Consider the following 15070-nt stretch of genomic DNA (forward strand, 5'->3'; position numbering starts at 1 on the left):
CTCACACAGGACGCATTAATACGTCCTGAAGGCGCCGGGGTCTAACGGCCCCAGCAACGATCGGCAGCGAAGCTGCCTGTACTGCCGCGAATATTGAGATTATTTATGGTCAATGTAGTGCACTCAGTGTCATCCTCTAACGGTCCACCAGAAGCTGATGCTCTGATAACAAAGGTATTTAAATCATTGCCTAGCTCAATTTCCAGCGAAAAGTAGTCATTTTCCGTAGTTGTTGGTAATCCGAGCGCAGCCAGAGAACTGGCATACTCCCGGTTATCGACAAAATATTGCTCTTGCTTATTAGCAGCATCCAGCAAGGTTGCCGCAGCCTCCGCTCTGGCCGCTCGCCTCACATATTCCGAGTAACTGGGATAAGCGATGCTTGCCAGGATCCCCAGGATCGCTATGGTGATCATCATCTCAACCAGGGTAAACCCCAGCACAGTGTTACTAGTTCTTTTCATCATGCTCTTCTTTTTTGTATATGTACAATAACCGCGTTTGCATTTTGATTTCTACTTCGTTCTCAGCTTTTACGCCCCCGGTAGAGCCATCTGCCTTCTCGTAAGGCGCAGCAGCAGGTGGTTCTTTTAATATCACTTGACCATCAACCACGTCTCCACCAGAACCTCCATCAATAACAATAGGGCTGATCAGCTGCGCTTTAATCGTGGTGCTTCCATCTTCATTGGTGTGTTCACTGTAATGAACTCTCGGTGTATCCGGCACTTCAGCGGTGGTTTGATAGCTGCGCTGATCTAACATCTGCATACCATAATTTAAGTGCAAGACGTACAGCCTGCCCTTACCAGCAGTGATTGAACACTCATTCACCTCCACACTGGCCGGTGTAAAGGTCGTGTAATAGGCTACACCCGCAACAACTGTCGCGGCAGCCATCGACTTCTCTCCGCTACCCAGCTTTAACTTCCAGCCTTTCGCCGCGCCAAGCTCTACCTCTTTTTCAACAAAACTGTCGAAGTCGTCAAGACGAGAGTAAAACGGATCGCTTGTGACATTCAGTAGATCGGACGAGCGAATAACAGCCGGTGCCGTCTCACTATCAAAAGAACGGGTTTTGGTGTTCTCATCCCGAACCATATACAGAAAATCCTGAACAGACGTTGATGTAGGCTTAGCCCGGTTACCACTGCCAATTAACAGGCCCTCGTAGGGAATATCCCGACGTATGGTGATGGTCTGCCCATTCACTGTTTTGGTTGACACCTTAGAAAAGTAGGTACGCGCTACCACGGGACGGTAGAAAAACCGCCGTTTGTTGTTATCCGTGCCGCCACTCAGATTAGCCAGCTGGAAATGCGTCCAAGGATTCTCTCTGTCATTCGGGTTGGTGCCTGGCAGATCAAACCGCCACACACCGCCTCCGGTATCCGTGGCATAAATACGATCCACATACCCATCATAGTCAGAGTCAACCGTGCTCAGATCGGAAGCGATACTGTGTTTACCCTTAAAGCCATTCTCTGCTGTTAAACTCCAAAACGGCTTTCCGGTTTCAATATCAACGATGTATATGCCACGACCTATATTGTCGTTTGAAAATAAAGCATTGTCTTTATTGGTGTCATAACCGGCACCGAATACCAAAACTGGCATATCAGGTTTGGCCTTAATAAAGGTGACCTGAGGCTTAGACCAGCTCTGTGCTAATTGCTCATAAGGTGCCACACCACCGCGAATAGGGCCGCCCCATAGCAACTGGGGGCTATCCGGCGAGGTAATATCGAAACCGTAATACTCGTTGCCGCCACGACGCAAACCCACAATCAGCCAAACGCGCTCTCCACTGCCAACCTTACCGTCATCATCTTTATCCCAAAAATAAACGGTAATGGGGCCATCGACGCCGTAGAGCTTAGTGTCATCCAGTCGATCCATTTGCGGTTTAAGGATATCCAATAAGGACCCGGGCACAAATGCCCAGCTTTCACTCACTGTGTCGCCATTGTCTTTAAACATGTGTAAAAAGCCAGCATTGGTCCCCACAATCACGCGAAGGTCGCCATTGCCATAATCTAGGGTTACAGGTCTGGAGTGCAACGGATCGCCGAAAATGGTTTCACGTCTATCCTGCCTCGAGTTATTGTTATTTTCATCGTTAACATCAATACCTCTGGCCCAGCTAATCACATTAGGTACTACACTCGCATTATCCACAGAAAATAAGGTGCTGAGTTTCGACAAATCCCCACCTGCAGCGATTAGCGCAGTGGCATAGTCAAACGACATTAAGGTGCCTTTGCCATAATCTGAGTAGATTTTGCGAGTTGTCTGTCTGGAAAGCTGATAATTAACACCGCCAACGCCAACCTTAGAGCCGTCTTTTGAGCCAGGCTGAGACCAATACGTCGTCACATTGTCAGCGATGGTGCCTTCTTCGCTGATAGCATGGCTGCTGCTGCCCATACCATGGATCACGGACCCTTTAACTTTGAGTTTTTTCAGATTGCCGCGCCAACGGGTGTGGGTTTCCGGGTAAAACATCGTGTAATAGATTGAATCACCACTGCGGCTCAGATCTGAGCTACTAGTCGATACGGACGGCGACGAAAAGCTGTCGCTTTTCTCGCGGATATTGGTGATTGTGGCTTTCAGCGCCTCTGACAACTGAGAAGCTGTATTTGCATGCTTGTATTCCCCCCCACCATCCAGTGCGGTTTGCTCCAGTAAGGCTTTACCCGCATTCGACATCCCGGTGCCAAACCCAATGGTATAGGTACGGGCAAAATCTTGTTCCTGGGGCGTGTTGGGATACAGGTCAACCTGAGTTTCAGGCGTGCCTCTCATCACCTTAGCCAGTGAATTCAGGTAATTATTAGATACCCGGCTGGGTGCAGAGCCGAATGTAGACACATATTTATTATAGATATCTGTGTTACGTGCAGAGTCACTCGTGGGGTCTCCGTCCGTCATCAAGATAATATTGGTGGAAGTATCGCAGCGTTTAGGAGCAAGCGGGTCCGGCTTAAACGGCGAAATATATACTCCATTACTTTCAATGCTGCGGTCCCGATCACTCTTGTTCTGACCATATAGCACTTTTTTCCCAGTCAGATAGAGGTATGCCTCCCATAAAGTCTCTGACAGAGGTGTATTACCACTGGCAGGCAGGTTGGCAATTTTACTCATCAATGTTGTCTTGCTGGCTCCCAGGCCATTCAGTACATATCCACCTGAGCTGGAATAGAGCCGCATCAGGCCAATATCAAAGTCGTCGTTATCTTCCACTAGCTTGGTAATGGCATCCTGTGCAACTTTTAGTCTGCTATCGCCACAATTTGATTCCCGATACCAGCCATTTCGCACCTTATAACAGCGTTTGCTGGTCTGTGATGAATCAAAGCAGTTGATACTGCGAAACCGGCCACTACGATACTCGTAGCATCGCTGGCCGTCTTTAACATCCCACGCCATGCTGCCCGAGGTATCAAAAACCACTAAAACCCGGGATTTTTCTGAATTCGAAATATCGTGCTTTACAAATAGCTCTATGTCTTCGGCCTGTGTGCTAAATACCAGTAAACTACTCAGGGCCAGTATGATTCTATACCACATTATTGATTCCCCAGGTTACCAATGACTTCCTGCGCAACGCCAATCACAACAGTCACCTGATGTCGGGACTGGTCGCCATACTGGACACTGCTTTCCACTTCGGTGATGACACAGCTAAGCCCCTCGGTAAAATTAAAAACACGGGGACATTCAAGTAATAACTGACCATTGTTGAGGTTTGCCTGCAGACTCTCAAGCTCAAGCTCTTCATCAATATGGATGGTCCTTCGCACCAACTCACCGTTATCGTTTGTGAACTCACCATTGCGTGACTGAAACACACTTTCATTCACGCGCGCCTTCTCCTGAGAGATGATCCGCTGCACTTCCCCCATGAGTAATGCCTCCGCCGCTTCTCGTTCCTGCGCCGCGTTAGTCACCTTTATGTCTATGGTGCTGCTGCTCATTAGTGTCACGGCAACGCTCATTACTGCCACGATCAGTACCATAGAGACGATCAACACCATGCCGCGCTGTTTGTGTGCCATTACCATGTCGAGATCCCCATGTTGTAAAGCTGAATGGTGGTCGAAAACACCGTGCGCCGATAGTTATCATTAAAGGTCAGAGTACGCCTGTCCGGGTCGTTACCAAGGGTATAAGTTTGACTCTTTAACTCCAGACCCGCATCGGCTTCCAGTACCCGAACCAGTGCAATGATTTGCACCGTCAATATCCCTCCTGAGCGTTCCCAATCACCAGCTGTCATATCCTGCGTACTACGATAAGTATCCACGCGACTGTCACCGTTGGTATCTAAGCCAAACAGATAGCGGATATCTTCAACCCCTTCTATTACTGCCTCGGTCGTCATGCCACCGCCCACAGTCAACCGCCTGCGCATTAAAATTGGGGTAGTGATGGTTTGACTATTAATCCTGATTGGTTGCTCTTCGATGTAATAAGCATGGTGACTATAAGGCCACAGAGTCGAGTTATTAGTCGGTTGCCCGCCATAACTATTCCCTGCCACAAACGTGCCCTGCTCCTGCTGGGCGATAAAGTAGTACCGATTATTTTCTACATCGTTATCGTCTGTGATCTGCCGTCCTTCAAGAAACTTAAGTTGTAATACTTCTGTGTTGTTTTTAGCACCTGAGATGCAACTCAAAGCAGCACCACTGGTCCTTTCGGCGTAAATAGAACGAAAATTGGTTTGCACCGCATTCGGGAAACTACCATTGTTCAGACCACCAAAGCAGTCATTGCTTGGGTTTGCTGGGCTCACTGAATTGGCTGTCGTCAGGCCTTTGTCATAAAATGTGCCCCAGAACCCCACCTGCTCAAGATCGCGCCGCAGTAAAGTGAGCGTTAAACGCCCAACTTCCTGAAGCTCGCCAATAGCCATAGTGTCTCGGGTGGTGACTTTCATGCTAACGTACGCCGTGACGACTCCGCCGAGCAACAGCGCGCCAATAAACATGGAGATCAGTAACTCGACTAAGGTGAAACCAGAGCGTATCATTTCAATTCCTCACCAGAATATAGCTATTGATGCTCACTACACGGCGATAATCGTTATTCTCGCCACAATTGATGGCCTGATTCGTCGCATTCATTTCGAAAGCCTGGCGACCAGCCCATGCCACACTCACGGTCACGTTGAAGCCCCGGCCCTGAGTACCTGCAACCGAAGCCGTGGTGATGCATACCGTCGTGTCATCGAGCGAGCCGGTATTTTCTTTGGCCTGGATGGCCATGACCCATTGCTCCAGATCCATAGCCGCAATGTCAGCATTGCTACATATATTACTAAAACAGCTGTTATTACCGTTCACCGTTGCTGTGCTGCTAAACACTTGTTGGTACTGGTCATCCAGATTCAGGGTATCATTACTGCGGATCCGCTGCATGATATCGCCAGCCAGGGCGACTGCTGCTGCGCGTTGCATAGAATCGAAACTGGCTTGCTTGGCTTTTGCCTGAAGTGCCACAGCACCGAGCAGGCCAAAGCTCAGCACCATAAACGCGATGAGCGATTCTAAAAGAGTAAATCCACGATTGGTGTTAATACACACAGTGTTTGCCATCATTTTTCAAAGTCAGTTTGCTCCACTACATAATATAATGAATCACTTCGTCATGAACCTGGTCGTGGGCTCAACGGTCAATCAGTCGGGTTTAATGGTCAGAACAGTGATTTGAAGTTAGCTGCAGCACGTCGGCTGACAGTAATGGGCTCAGCAAAGCCATCCAGCCTGACCCTGTGGGCTCCTTCGACAGACTCCAGGCTAAGTACAGCCTGTTTCTTTACCAGAGTGTTTCTGTGCACCTGCACAAAATGCCGCGGATAAGTGGCCATGAGCTTCTTCAATGGAATATCGATCAGCGCTTCACCATCCTTAAAATAAATGTGTGTGTAGCGATCGTCACTCCTGGCAACCAAAATATCTGATACGGCTACCCAACGAGTGTCATGACCAACCTGATATTGTAAGCGCTGCATCTGATCGCCGTATATATGCTCTAGTAAGGCAACCAAACGTTCTTTATCTATGGGTTTGACCAGGTAACCTTCGGCCAGCAAATCAAATGCCTGCAAAGCATGCTCTGCAAAGGCAGTCACAAACACAATTTTGCATTCAGGCATTTGCTGCCTCAGCACACCAGCAACCTCAAGCCCATCGATACCAGGCATCGCAATATCTAAAAACACCAATTCTGGTGCAGTGCGTTCGCATAGCTCAATTGCCTGTGTACCGTCAGCGGCTTCCGCCACGCAATTGAAATGATCAAACTCCGACATCAAGCGCCGTAATCGCCGTCTGGCGATCGGCTCATCATCCAAAATCAGATAATTCATAAGCTCCGGTGTCAGGTAAAAGGATGGTTGCTACGAATTTATCATTATCTCGCGCAATCCTCAAACTAGCCCGGCGCTGATAATACAGAGACAGTCGTTTATCTATGTTTTTAGTTGCAATCCCATTGCCGTTAGATTGATGTGTAGAGAGAGGCAAAGGATTGGTGACACATAATGATATGGTATCGCCGGTCTGTTCAATTTGGATAGTAATTGTTCCACCCTGGACGCGTTTTTCTATACCATGCAATACCGCATTTTCGACCAGTGGCTGAAGCGTTAATGTTGGGATCGGCACGGCCAATAAAGCATCGTCAATTATCCATTGTGCCTGTAATCTTTGTTCAAAACGAAAACGCTCCAGGTTCAGATAATCTTTTGTCAAAGCCACTTCATCCGCAATGGTGTGCCACTTTTTCTCGGCCAGTGTCACGCGCATCAGACGTGCCAACAACAATGCTGCCTGCTCCGCATCTTGTGGATTCTCGTGTGTCAACTCGGCGAGGGTGTTGAGTGTGTTGTGCAAAAAGTGTGGCCGGATCCTGGCGTGTAATGCGTCGATTTCTGCTCGCGCGGCCAGTTCAAGTGCATTCACATTATCAATATAGATAGACATAAAATACAGCAGGATAACCACAACAAAGCAACAAATTGCGCTATGACTAAACACCGGCCCCCAGTCTACCGGGACGTGAGAAGTGAGAGGAGTAAACTGGATCCCGATACTCAAGCCTATACACACGCTAATGAAAACCACAAAGACAATGCTCAGCTCAAGCACCCCATTGTGCTGCGGTTTAGACACGTTTAACACACTGATAAGGGAGATAATAGCCAAAGACAATAAAGCATTGCTGTGGGTAAATAAACTCACCAAACCCAGGGTCAGCCAGAAGTCATCATAATCAGCGAGGGTATAAATAAAAGAAAGGGACTGCGAGGCGATCAGCATGGCCAATACACCTCGCTCAGACACCATGGCTTTTAACAGTCCCAGGCCTATTGCCTCTGACTTATCCATGGTGAGGAAGTACTACCTAAGCTCAACAGGAACAGCGAAAACCACGTTTTCTTCCTGACCAGGGTTTTCTACAACGGTTTCCCCACCCAATGCTTTAAGCCGATCGATCACTTGCTGCACTAGCACTTCAGGCGCTGATGCGCCAGCAGTCACACCTACTTTACCAACCTCTTCAAACCAACTTGCTTCCAGACACTGGTCATCGTCAATCAAAAAGGCGCGAGTACCCATTTTATCTGCAAGCTCCCGCAAGCGATTTGAATTGGAGCTGTTCTTTGCCCCGACGACAAGCAGCAAATCGACCTTGTTAGCCAAATCTCTGACTGCATCCTGACGATTTTGCGTGGCATAGCAAATATCATCTTTACGGGGGCCGTGGATCTGAGGAAATTTCTCACGCAATGCTTCAATCACGTCTGAAGTATCATCCACTGACAGTGTCGTCTGACTGCAGTAAAACAGGTTACTGGGATCTTTCACTTCAAGCGTTGCGACATCTTCCGGTGTTTCAACCAGATAAATTCCGCCCGCCGAGTTATTGTACTGACCCATAGTGCCTTCAACTTCCGGGTGCCCATGATGTCCGATAAGGATACACTCAGTGCCTTTTCGGCTCGCACGTGTTACTTCCATATGTACCTTGGTCACCAAAGGACACGTGGCATCAAACACTTTCAACTCACGACGCTTGGCTTCCTGGCGCACTTGTTGTGACACGCCATGCGCACTAAAGATCACGATACTGTCATCAGGCACCTGATCCAGCTCTTCGACAAATACCGCCCCACGAGCACGCAATCCGTCAACCACATACTTGTTGTGTACAACTTCATGACGAACATAAATCGGTTTTTCAAAGATATCGAGTGCGCGCTCAACGATACTAATAGCGCGATCAACCCCGGCGCAAAAGCCACGCGGATTGGCGAGTAAGATCTCCATTAGTTTTTTACCTCTAAAATGTCGACTTCAAAGGTCACTTTTTGCCCGGCCAATGGATGGTTAAAGTCAACAGTCACTGAATCACCGGCAACCTCACGTACCAGACCTGGAAGCTCAGTGCCATCAGGTTGAGTAAACGCGATAATACTGCCCACTTCAGCTGGTGTATTAGCACCAAACTTGCTGCGATCAACATAATAAATATTGTCCGGATTTGGCATCCCAAAGGCATCTTGTGGCTCAAGTTCGAATGATTTGCTGTCACCCGCTTGCAGCCCTAATAAACACTTTTCAAAGTTCTCAGTCAGGCTGCCGTCGCCCATAAAGAGCTTTGCGGGCTTGTCGTGCACTTTCGTTGAGTCCGCTGCAGATCCGTCAGCCAGTTTTATCGAAAAATGAAATAAAACTTCAGATTGTGGGCCTATTAGCTGCTCACTCATGCCTTTTTCTCCTGCGTATCCACGTTGTCACCAAAAATGGCGTCAAATAACAATAAACCGGCACCGCCAACAATGGCCATGTCTGCGACATTAAATGCCGGGTAATGCCAGTCCTGATAGTAAAAGTGTAAGAAATCCACCACATAGCCTAGTGTAACCCGATCATACAGGTTCCCTAAGGCACCAGACAGGACAAGCGCATACGCACTACACAACAACCAATTTTTAGCAGGTAACTTCTTCAACCAATAAACTAGTAAGCCACTGATAGCCACGGCAATGGCACTCAAAAACCAACGTTGCCAACCGCCCGCTTCACTTAAAAAGCTAAACGCCGCGCCATAGTTGTGCATATAGGTAAAGTTAAAAAATGGCAGTAATTCAATAGACTCATAGAGCCGCATGTTTTCGACTACCAGTGCTTTCGTGCCGAAGTCTACTGCAAAAAGCAGTAGACTCAGCCACAACCACACCAGACCACTTCTCTCGGTCGATTTGGTCATGTAATACTCCTAGATTAAGCGAACTGACGCTGTTCACCAGCGCCATCAACATTGGTCACACAACGGCCGCACAACTCAGGATGCGCATCATGCTGACCTACATCTTCACAATGGTGCCAACAGCGGTCACACTTAGGTGCCTGTGTTGCTTTCACTGAGATAAACAAGCCGTCAATCTCCGTAGAAACAGCGCCTTCTGGCTTAGCGTTCACCACTTCCACCTGAGCTTTAGATGTCAATAATACAAACCGCAGCTCATCTTTCAGGGTTTGTAGTTTCTCTGCCAGGTCGCCGCCTGTGTACAGCGTCACTTCTGCCTGTAAAGTTGCACCAATGATCTCTTCTTTACGCGCACTTTCCAGCACCTTGTTTACTTCGTCACGCACAGCTAACAGCTCTTGCCAGAAATCATTACTCAGTTGGCCTTCGCTCACTTGTGTCAGTCCATCGTACCAGACATCTGTAAAGACAAACTCACCACGCTCACCTGGCAACACTTCCCAAATTTCTTGCGCAGTAAAGCTCATGATAGGTGCCATCCAGCGTGTCATCGCTTCTGCAATATGATATAGCGCACTTTGACATGAACGACGCGCATGGCTGTCACTCTTAGCGGTGTACTGACGGTCTTTAATAACGTCAAGATAGAACGAGCCGAGTTCACCGGTACAGAAATTCATGAGCTTCTGTGTCACAACCAGCATTTGGTAGTTATCGTACGCTTCTACAATCTCTTGCTGTAGTTGCGCTGCACGGCTGACAATCCAGCGATCCAGTTCAATCATATCTTCAACAGCAACCAGATCCGTCGCCGGGTTAAAGCCACTAAGGTTCGACAACAGGTAACGGCTGGTATTACGGATACGACGATAACGATCTGCGGCACGTTTGAAAATCTGATCTGAGACGGTCATTTCAGCCGTGTAATCAGTTGAAGCGACCCACAGGCGAAGAATATCGGCACCCAGCTTATTCATGATGTCCTGAGGCGAAATCACGTTACCCAGCGACTTTGACATTTTGTGGCCTTTCTCATCCACCGTGAAGCCATGTGTCAGAACCTGACGGTAAGGTGCATGGCCGTTGATGGCTACTGATGTCATCATCGATGACATAAACCAACCACGGTGCTGATCCGAGCCTTCCAGATAAAGGTCAGCAGGACCGCTCAGCTCTTCGCGCGCGTCAACAACACAGGCGTGTGTCACGCCTGAATCGAACCATACGTCCAGCGTATCCTGTACTTTGACATACTGTTGCGCATCAGCCTCATTCAGCAAAGTCGCAGGCTCGAGATCATACCAGGCTTGAATGCCTTTTTGCTCAACCAGCTTAGCGACTTCTTCAATCAAAGTCTCAGTTTGCGGATGCAGTGCGCCTGTATCTTTGTCAACGAACAGCGCGATTGGAACACCCCAGGTACGCTGACGTGAGATACACCAGTCCGGACGCCCTTCAACCATGTTTGCGATACGGTTTTCACCCCACTCAGGGATCCACTGAGTTTTGCCAATTTCTGCCATAGAATCCTGACGCAGGTTTGCCTGATCCATACTCACGAACCATTGTGGTGTCGCGCGGAAGATAATCGGCGTTTTGTGACGCCAGCAGTGTGGGTAGCTGTGAGTCATCGCATGATGATGAACCAAAGCGCCCTTTTCTTTTAAGTGTTCAATGATGGCATCGTTTGCCTTAAACACATGCTGACCGGCAAACACAGGCGTGTCTGGCAGGAATACACCATTTGCACCCACCGGATTTGCCACTTCCAGATCATAAGCCTGACCTGCTGCGAAATCCTCCGGGCCGTGGCCAGGTGCTGTGTGAACAATACCAGTACCTGAATCAGTTGTGACATGCTCACCCAGGATCACAGGTACATCAAAGTCATAGAAAGGATGCGCAACACGCAAGTTTTCCAGTACCGCGCCTTTGGCATAACCCAGCACGTGATAACGATTAAAACCAAACCGGTCCATCGCATCTTTGACTAGCTCGGAGCCCAATACCATACGTTGTTCATGGCCTTCATCTTCGATTTGTACCAGCGCGTACTCCAGCCCGCCATGCACAGCAACCGCGCGGTTGGCAGGCAGGGTCCAAGGTGTCGTTGTCCAGATCACAGTGCTGACAGCACCGCTACCCTGATGTTCATCAGCCAATGCAAACGCGCTTACCAACGCCTGTTCATCAACAAAGTCGAACTTAACATCAATCGCAGGAGATTGTTTGTCCTGATACTCTACTTCCGCTTCCGCCAAAGCCGAGCCACAGTCTGTACACCAATGAACCGGCTTAGCCCCTTTATGTAGATGACCATTTTTAATGATGCGACCTAATACACGTAGCGCATTGGCTTCAAAGTCGAAGTTCATTGTCAGATACGGGCGATCCCAGTCACCCAAAACGCCCAGGCGTTTAAAGTCTGTCTTCTGTCCGTCAACCTGTTTGCGCGCGTAGTCACGACACTTTTCACGAAATTCAGCAACAGATACTTTTTTACCTGGCTTGCCAACTTTCTTCTCAACCTGTAGCTCAATTGGCAATCCATGACAATCCCAGCCTGGCACGTACGGTGCGTCGAAGTCGGAAAGTGTCTTTGACTTAATAATAATATCTTTAAGGATTTTATTTACAGAGTGACCTAAGTGAATATTACCGTTGGCATAAGGAGGACCATCGTGCAAAATAAATGGCTTTTTACCTTTTTTGGCATTGCGGATCTGACCATACAGATCTTGTTCGTACCATTTTTTAAGCATTTTGGGCTCGCGTTGTGCCAAATTGCCACGCATTGGAAACTCAGTTTCCGGTAGATTTAACGTATGCTTGTAGTCGCTCATTTACTTTACTTTCCGTATCGGCTACTTAAAATTATTGAAAAAAGTGTTTTGCAGCAATGACGTCCTGAGCGATTTGCTCAGTTAACTGCTGCAATGACTCAAATTTTTGTTCATCACGGAGCTTATGAAGCAGCTCCACTTTTATAAATTGACCATAGATTTCCTGGTCAAAATCGAAAATATGTACCTCTAGTAAGGCTCGCTTACCATTCAAGGTGGGCTTTGTACCAACGTTTGCAACACCGCAATAGTCAGTGTCGTGTACTCTGGCACGCACTGCAAATACGCCCTGAACGGGGCTGACCTGGCGTTTAAGCGCAACATTGGCAGTTTTAAACCCCAACTCACGACCTTTTTTCCAACCATGGATCACCCGTCCTGAAATCGCATAGGTGTGGCCAAGCATTTCATGAGCCAGCCCAACATCGCCTTCGGCCAGTGCAGCACGGATCAGTGTACTACTGACCCGACTATTCCGTTGTCTGAAGCTTTGCGTATCCGTCACTTTCATGTTCAACTCGCGCCCCAGTCGCTGCAACATCGAGAAGTCCCCGACCCGGCCTTTACCAAAGCGGAAATCATCACCAACGGTCAGGGCTCTGGCACCCAGTTTTGCACTCAGTACTTCACGAACAAAGTCTTCGGCCTGAAAGTTGGCAAATCGCGCGTTAAAACTGACACAGATCACACGCTCAATACCAATATCAGCCAACAGCGCAAGTTTATCTCGAAGTCGGGTCAATCGAGCTGGCGCTTGTTGTTTGGCAAAAAACTCTTGTGGTTGTGGCTCAAACAACATAACTGTACTTGGCAAGTTATGCACCCGAGCATCTTCCACTAAGCCCTTCAGTACTTCGGTGTGCCCCAGATGTACGCCATCAAAGTTCCCTATCGTCAACACACAGCCATAGTGGTGGGGTCGAATATTATGGATCCCTCTGATCAATTGCATACAACTAACACCTGTGATTACTAAAGCAGTATAAAAGCCCGATTATACCCAAGTTCCCGGCAAATGCGAATAATGCCTATGCAGTGCTTGCAGGAACCGCTGAACTGTCCCTAATCGTACTCAGCCTAACCCCTGTAAGGTACATCACAACGAAGTACGTCAGTATTGCGGCCACCAATTGCAGGCCCAATATGCCGACTTGCTCCAGAAACGCTAGTCCCTGCCACGGCAACATCCGATCAAGCCACATCAGCACGCCCGACATCACCAAACTTGCAAGCAAACATTTGGCAGCAAATGCCAGAGTAAAGCCTGACACTCGATATACACCTGCCTGATTGAGGTACCGGTATAATAAGGCAGCATTGCAGGTGGCTGATAATGCCGTTGCCAGTGCTAGTCCAAGATAGCCAATAAACGGCGCAAGCATCAGGTTAAAAAGCATGTTGAGCGACATCGCTATAATACCGATTTTAACGGGGGTTTTGGTGTCCTGGCGGGCAAAAAAGCCGGGGGCCAATACTTTTATTAGCATGAAGCTGACCAGACCGACAGAATAGGCAGTAACGGCGCCACTTACAGCACCAACGTTGTCCTGCCCGCTCTCAACAAAGGCACCATGACCAAACAGAACAGAAATAATGATCGGGCTGATAAGTATCAAGCCGGCCATTGCGGGGATCCCTAAAAAGAGCACAAACCGGACACCCCAGTCTAGCGTTTGCTGAAACTCCTGAATGCTATCTTTTGCGTGGAGCTTAGACAATGCGGGTAAAATCACTGTGGCAATGCCAATGCCAAACAACCCGAGTGGAAACTCAATTAGTCTGTCTGCATAATACAACCAGGCAATAGAGCCGGTTGCCAGTGCCGCAGCAATAATAGTGTCAAGCAATAAATTGATCTGACTGACCGATACCCCAAACATTGCCGGAAGCATCAGTTTACGAACTTTCACTACCTCGGGTGCATGCCAGGCAAATGTAGGCCTCGACAACATACCGAGCCTAGCCAGGAAAGGCAGTTGAAATAAAAACTGTATCAGTCCACCCAGAAATACGCCGATAGCCAAAGCATATGCGCCCTGTTCAAACTGGTCGTGGAGCAACAGTGCACTGGCAATGATAGAGATATTCAATAACACAGGTGTAAATGCAGCCACCGAAAAGCGATTATACACATTCAGTACTGCGCCACTCAGTGCAACCAAAGAAATAAAGAACAAATATGGAAAGGTCAGCTTTAACAGTGCACTGGCTAATACAAACTTCTCTGCATTCTCGCCACCCTGCCACCAGTCAATAAACCAGCTCGTGCCAAACAGCCCAGCTATTACAGGAGAGCCAATGACGCCAATTAAGGTCACCAGCATGAGAATGGTACCCAAAGTGCCTGCGGCTTGCGCAACAAACAACCGGACCTTGTCATCCCCATGCTGCTCTTTTATCTCGGCGAGCACAGGCACAAATGCCTGAGCAAAAGCGCCTTCGGCAAAAAGGCGACGCATAAAATTCGGAATACGATTAGCAAACAAAAACACATCGGCAGCAAGCCCAGCCCCCAACAAATTTGCTACTACAGCGTCTCTGACCAGTCCCATCACCCGGGATATCATGGTCATGGCACTCACGATCATGCCCGATTTAAACAACCCCTTCGCCACTCGATTTCCTCACAGTATTATTTGCGCGGAATTATGCCATAAGCCAGTCCAGATAAATACTCATACACCTGTTAGACATAGCTCACGTTAATGCTCGAAGATAAGCACAGATATAGGTCTAAAGAGATACCATCAAAGTAAGCCAGTCTGAAGGAACAACACAAACACTCTAGTAGAGCGGTAGGGGATTTGCTACAATGACGGCAGTGTGCCAAGTGGTGTGCCCTAACAGGCGCTAACTTGGTATAAGATCTGAGATTGCGGTTGCCCCAATCATTTCAGACTCGCTGTCGTGCAACCCAACTAGCCGCTTATGGCTGCGAGGGG

13 protein-coding genes are annotated in these 15070 nt (G+C 48.3%); all 13 read right to left on the reverse strand.

Features of this window, described 5'->3' with window-relative positions; translation table 11 throughout:
- Nucleotides 1-41 precede the first annotated feature (41 nt).
- The 13 genes from QNM19_RS09595 to murJ all read right to left on the reverse strand — a co-directional run bounded on the left by QNM19_RS09595 (nucleotide 42) and on the right by murJ (nucleotide 14743).
- The gene (locus tag QNM19_RS09595; RefSeq protein WP_049864026.1) at nucleotides 42-464 is read right to left on the reverse strand and encodes a type IV pilin protein; all 423 of its coding nucleotides are present in this window, start codon (nucleotides 462-464) and stop codon (nucleotides 42-44) included.
- Nucleotides 451-3576 carry a pilus assembly protein gene (locus QNM19_RS09600; protein WP_049864025.1) on the reverse strand — a complete coding sequence of 1042 codons (3126 nt, stop codon included), beginning with the start codon at nucleotides 3574-3576 and terminating at the stop codon, nucleotides 451-453. The genes QNM19_RS09595 and QNM19_RS09600 overlap by 14 nt, the downstream gene beginning before the upstream one ends.
- Nucleotides 3576-4070, reverse strand: coding sequence for a pilus assembly PilX family protein (locus QNM19_RS09605; protein WP_049864024.1), 495 nt, complete (start codon nucleotides 4068-4070; stop codon nucleotides 3576-3578). Before QNM19_RS09605 ends, QNM19_RS09600 begins: the two co-directional genes overlap by 1 nt.
- Nucleotides 4064-5041 (reverse strand): PilW family protein, encoded by a 978-nt coding sequence (locus tag QNM19_RS09610; RefSeq protein ID WP_049864023.1) that lies wholly within the window; start codon nucleotides 5039-5041, stop codon nucleotides 4064-4066. The genes QNM19_RS09605 and QNM19_RS09610 overlap by 7 nt, the downstream gene beginning before the upstream one ends.
- 1 nt (nucleotide 5042) lies before the next feature.
- Entirely contained in the window at nucleotides 5043-5609 is a 567-nt protein-coding gene (gene pilV / locus QNM19_RS09615) for a type IV pilus modification protein PilV (protein WP_049864022.1), read from the reverse strand.
- A 95-nt stretch (nucleotides 5610-5704) separates the two neighbouring features.
- Nucleotides 5705-6379: a LytR/AlgR family response regulator transcription factor gene (locus QNM19_RS09620; RefSeq protein ID WP_049864021.1), complete on the reverse strand. Its 675-nt coding sequence runs from the start codon at nucleotides 6377-6379 to the stop codon at nucleotides 5705-5707.
- Nucleotides 6357-7400 carry a sensor histidine kinase gene (locus QNM19_RS09625; RefSeq protein ID WP_049864020.1) on the reverse strand — a complete coding sequence of 348 codons (1044 nt, stop codon included), beginning with the start codon at nucleotides 7398-7400 and terminating at the stop codon, nucleotides 6357-6359. The genes QNM19_RS09620 and QNM19_RS09625 overlap by 23 nt, the downstream gene beginning before the upstream one ends.
- A 12-nt stretch (nucleotides 7401-7412) precedes the next feature.
- On the reverse strand, nucleotides 7413-8342 hold the full coding sequence (ispH, locus tag QNM19_RS09630) for a 4-hydroxy-3-methylbut-2-enyl diphosphate reductase (RefSeq protein ID WP_049864019.1): 930 nt from the start codon (nucleotides 8340-8342) through the stop codon (nucleotides 7413-7415).
- On the reverse strand, nucleotides 8342-8782 hold the full coding sequence (gene fkpB / locus QNM19_RS09635) for an FKBP-type peptidyl-prolyl cis-trans isomerase (RefSeq protein WP_049864018.1): 441 nt from the start codon (nucleotides 8780-8782) through the stop codon (nucleotides 8342-8344). Before fkpB ends, ispH begins: the two co-directional genes overlap by 1 nt.
- Nucleotides 8779-9285: a signal peptidase II gene (gene lspA / locus QNM19_RS09640; protein WP_049864017.1), complete on the reverse strand. Its 507-nt coding sequence runs from the start codon at nucleotides 9283-9285 to the stop codon at nucleotides 8779-8781. Before lspA ends, fkpB begins: the two co-directional genes overlap by 4 nt.
- A 14-nt stretch (nucleotides 9286-9299) precedes the next feature.
- Nucleotides 9300-12128, reverse strand: coding sequence for an isoleucine--tRNA ligase (ileS, locus tag QNM19_RS09645; RefSeq protein WP_049864016.1), 2829 nt, complete (start codon nucleotides 12126-12128; stop codon nucleotides 9300-9302).
- Between the two features lie 31 nt (nucleotides 12129-12159).
- On the reverse strand, nucleotides 12160-13080 hold the full coding sequence (gene ribF, locus QNM19_RS09650; protein ID WP_049864015.1) for a bifunctional riboflavin kinase/FAD synthetase: 921 nt from the start codon (nucleotides 13078-13080) through the stop codon (nucleotides 12160-12162).
- Nucleotides 13081-13156: 76 nt separating this feature from the next.
- On the reverse strand, nucleotides 13157-14743 hold the full coding sequence (murJ, locus tag QNM19_RS09655; protein ID WP_284026632.1) for a murein biosynthesis integral membrane protein MurJ: 1587 nt from the start codon (nucleotides 14741-14743) through the stop codon (nucleotides 13157-13159).
- Between the last annotated feature and the right edge of the window lie 327 nt (nucleotides 14744-15070).

Source organism: Pseudoalteromonas ardens, assembly GCF_030125445.1.
GTDB classification, from domain to species: Bacteria; Pseudomonadota; Gammaproteobacteria; order Enterobacterales; family Alteromonadaceae; genus Pseudoalteromonas; species Pseudoalteromonas ardens.

Coding starts and splice junctions, on each gene's coding strand:
- ispH (WP_049864019.1), bottom strand. CDS start 8,342: ATGGAGATCTTACTCGCCAATCCGCGTGGCTTTTGCGCCGGGGTTGAT.
- QNM19_RS09600 (WP_049864025.1), bottom strand. CDS start 3,576: ATGTGGTATAGAATCATACTGGCCCTGAGTAGTTTACTGGTATTTAGC.
- lspA (WP_049864017.1), bottom strand. CDS start 9,285: ATGACCAAATCGACCGAGAGAAGTGGTCTGGTGTGGTTGTGGCTGAGT.
- pilV (WP_049864022.1), bottom strand. CDS start 5,609: ATGATGGCAAACACTGTGTGTATTAACACCAATCGTGGATTTACTCTT.
- ileS (WP_049864016.1), bottom strand. CDS start 12,128: ATGAGCGACTACAAGCATACGTTAAATCTACCGGAAACTGAGTTTCCA.
- QNM19_RS09625 (WP_049864020.1), bottom strand. CDS start 7,400: ATGGATAAGTCAGAGGCAATAGGCCTGGGACTGTTAAAAGCCATGGTG.
- fkpB (WP_049864018.1), bottom strand. CDS start 8,782: ATGAGTGAGCAGCTAATAGGCCCACAATCTGAAGTTTTATTTCATTTT.
- ribF (WP_049864015.1), bottom strand. CDS start 13,080: ATGCAATTGATCAGAGGGATCCATAATATTCGACCCCACCACTATGGC.
- QNM19_RS09620 (WP_049864021.1), bottom strand. CDS start 6,379: ATGAATTATCTGATTTTGGATGATGAGCCGATCGCCAGACGGCGATTA.
- QNM19_RS09605 (WP_049864024.1), bottom strand. CDS start 4,070: ATGGTAATGGCACACAAACAGCGCGGCATGGTGTTGATCGTCTCTATG.
- QNM19_RS09595 (WP_049864026.1), bottom strand. CDS start 464: ATGAAAAGAACTAGTAACACTGTGCTGGGGTTTACCCTGGTTGAGATG.
- QNM19_RS09610 (WP_049864023.1), bottom strand. CDS start 5,041: ATGATACGCTCTGGTTTCACCTTAGTCGAGTTACTGATCTCCATGTTT.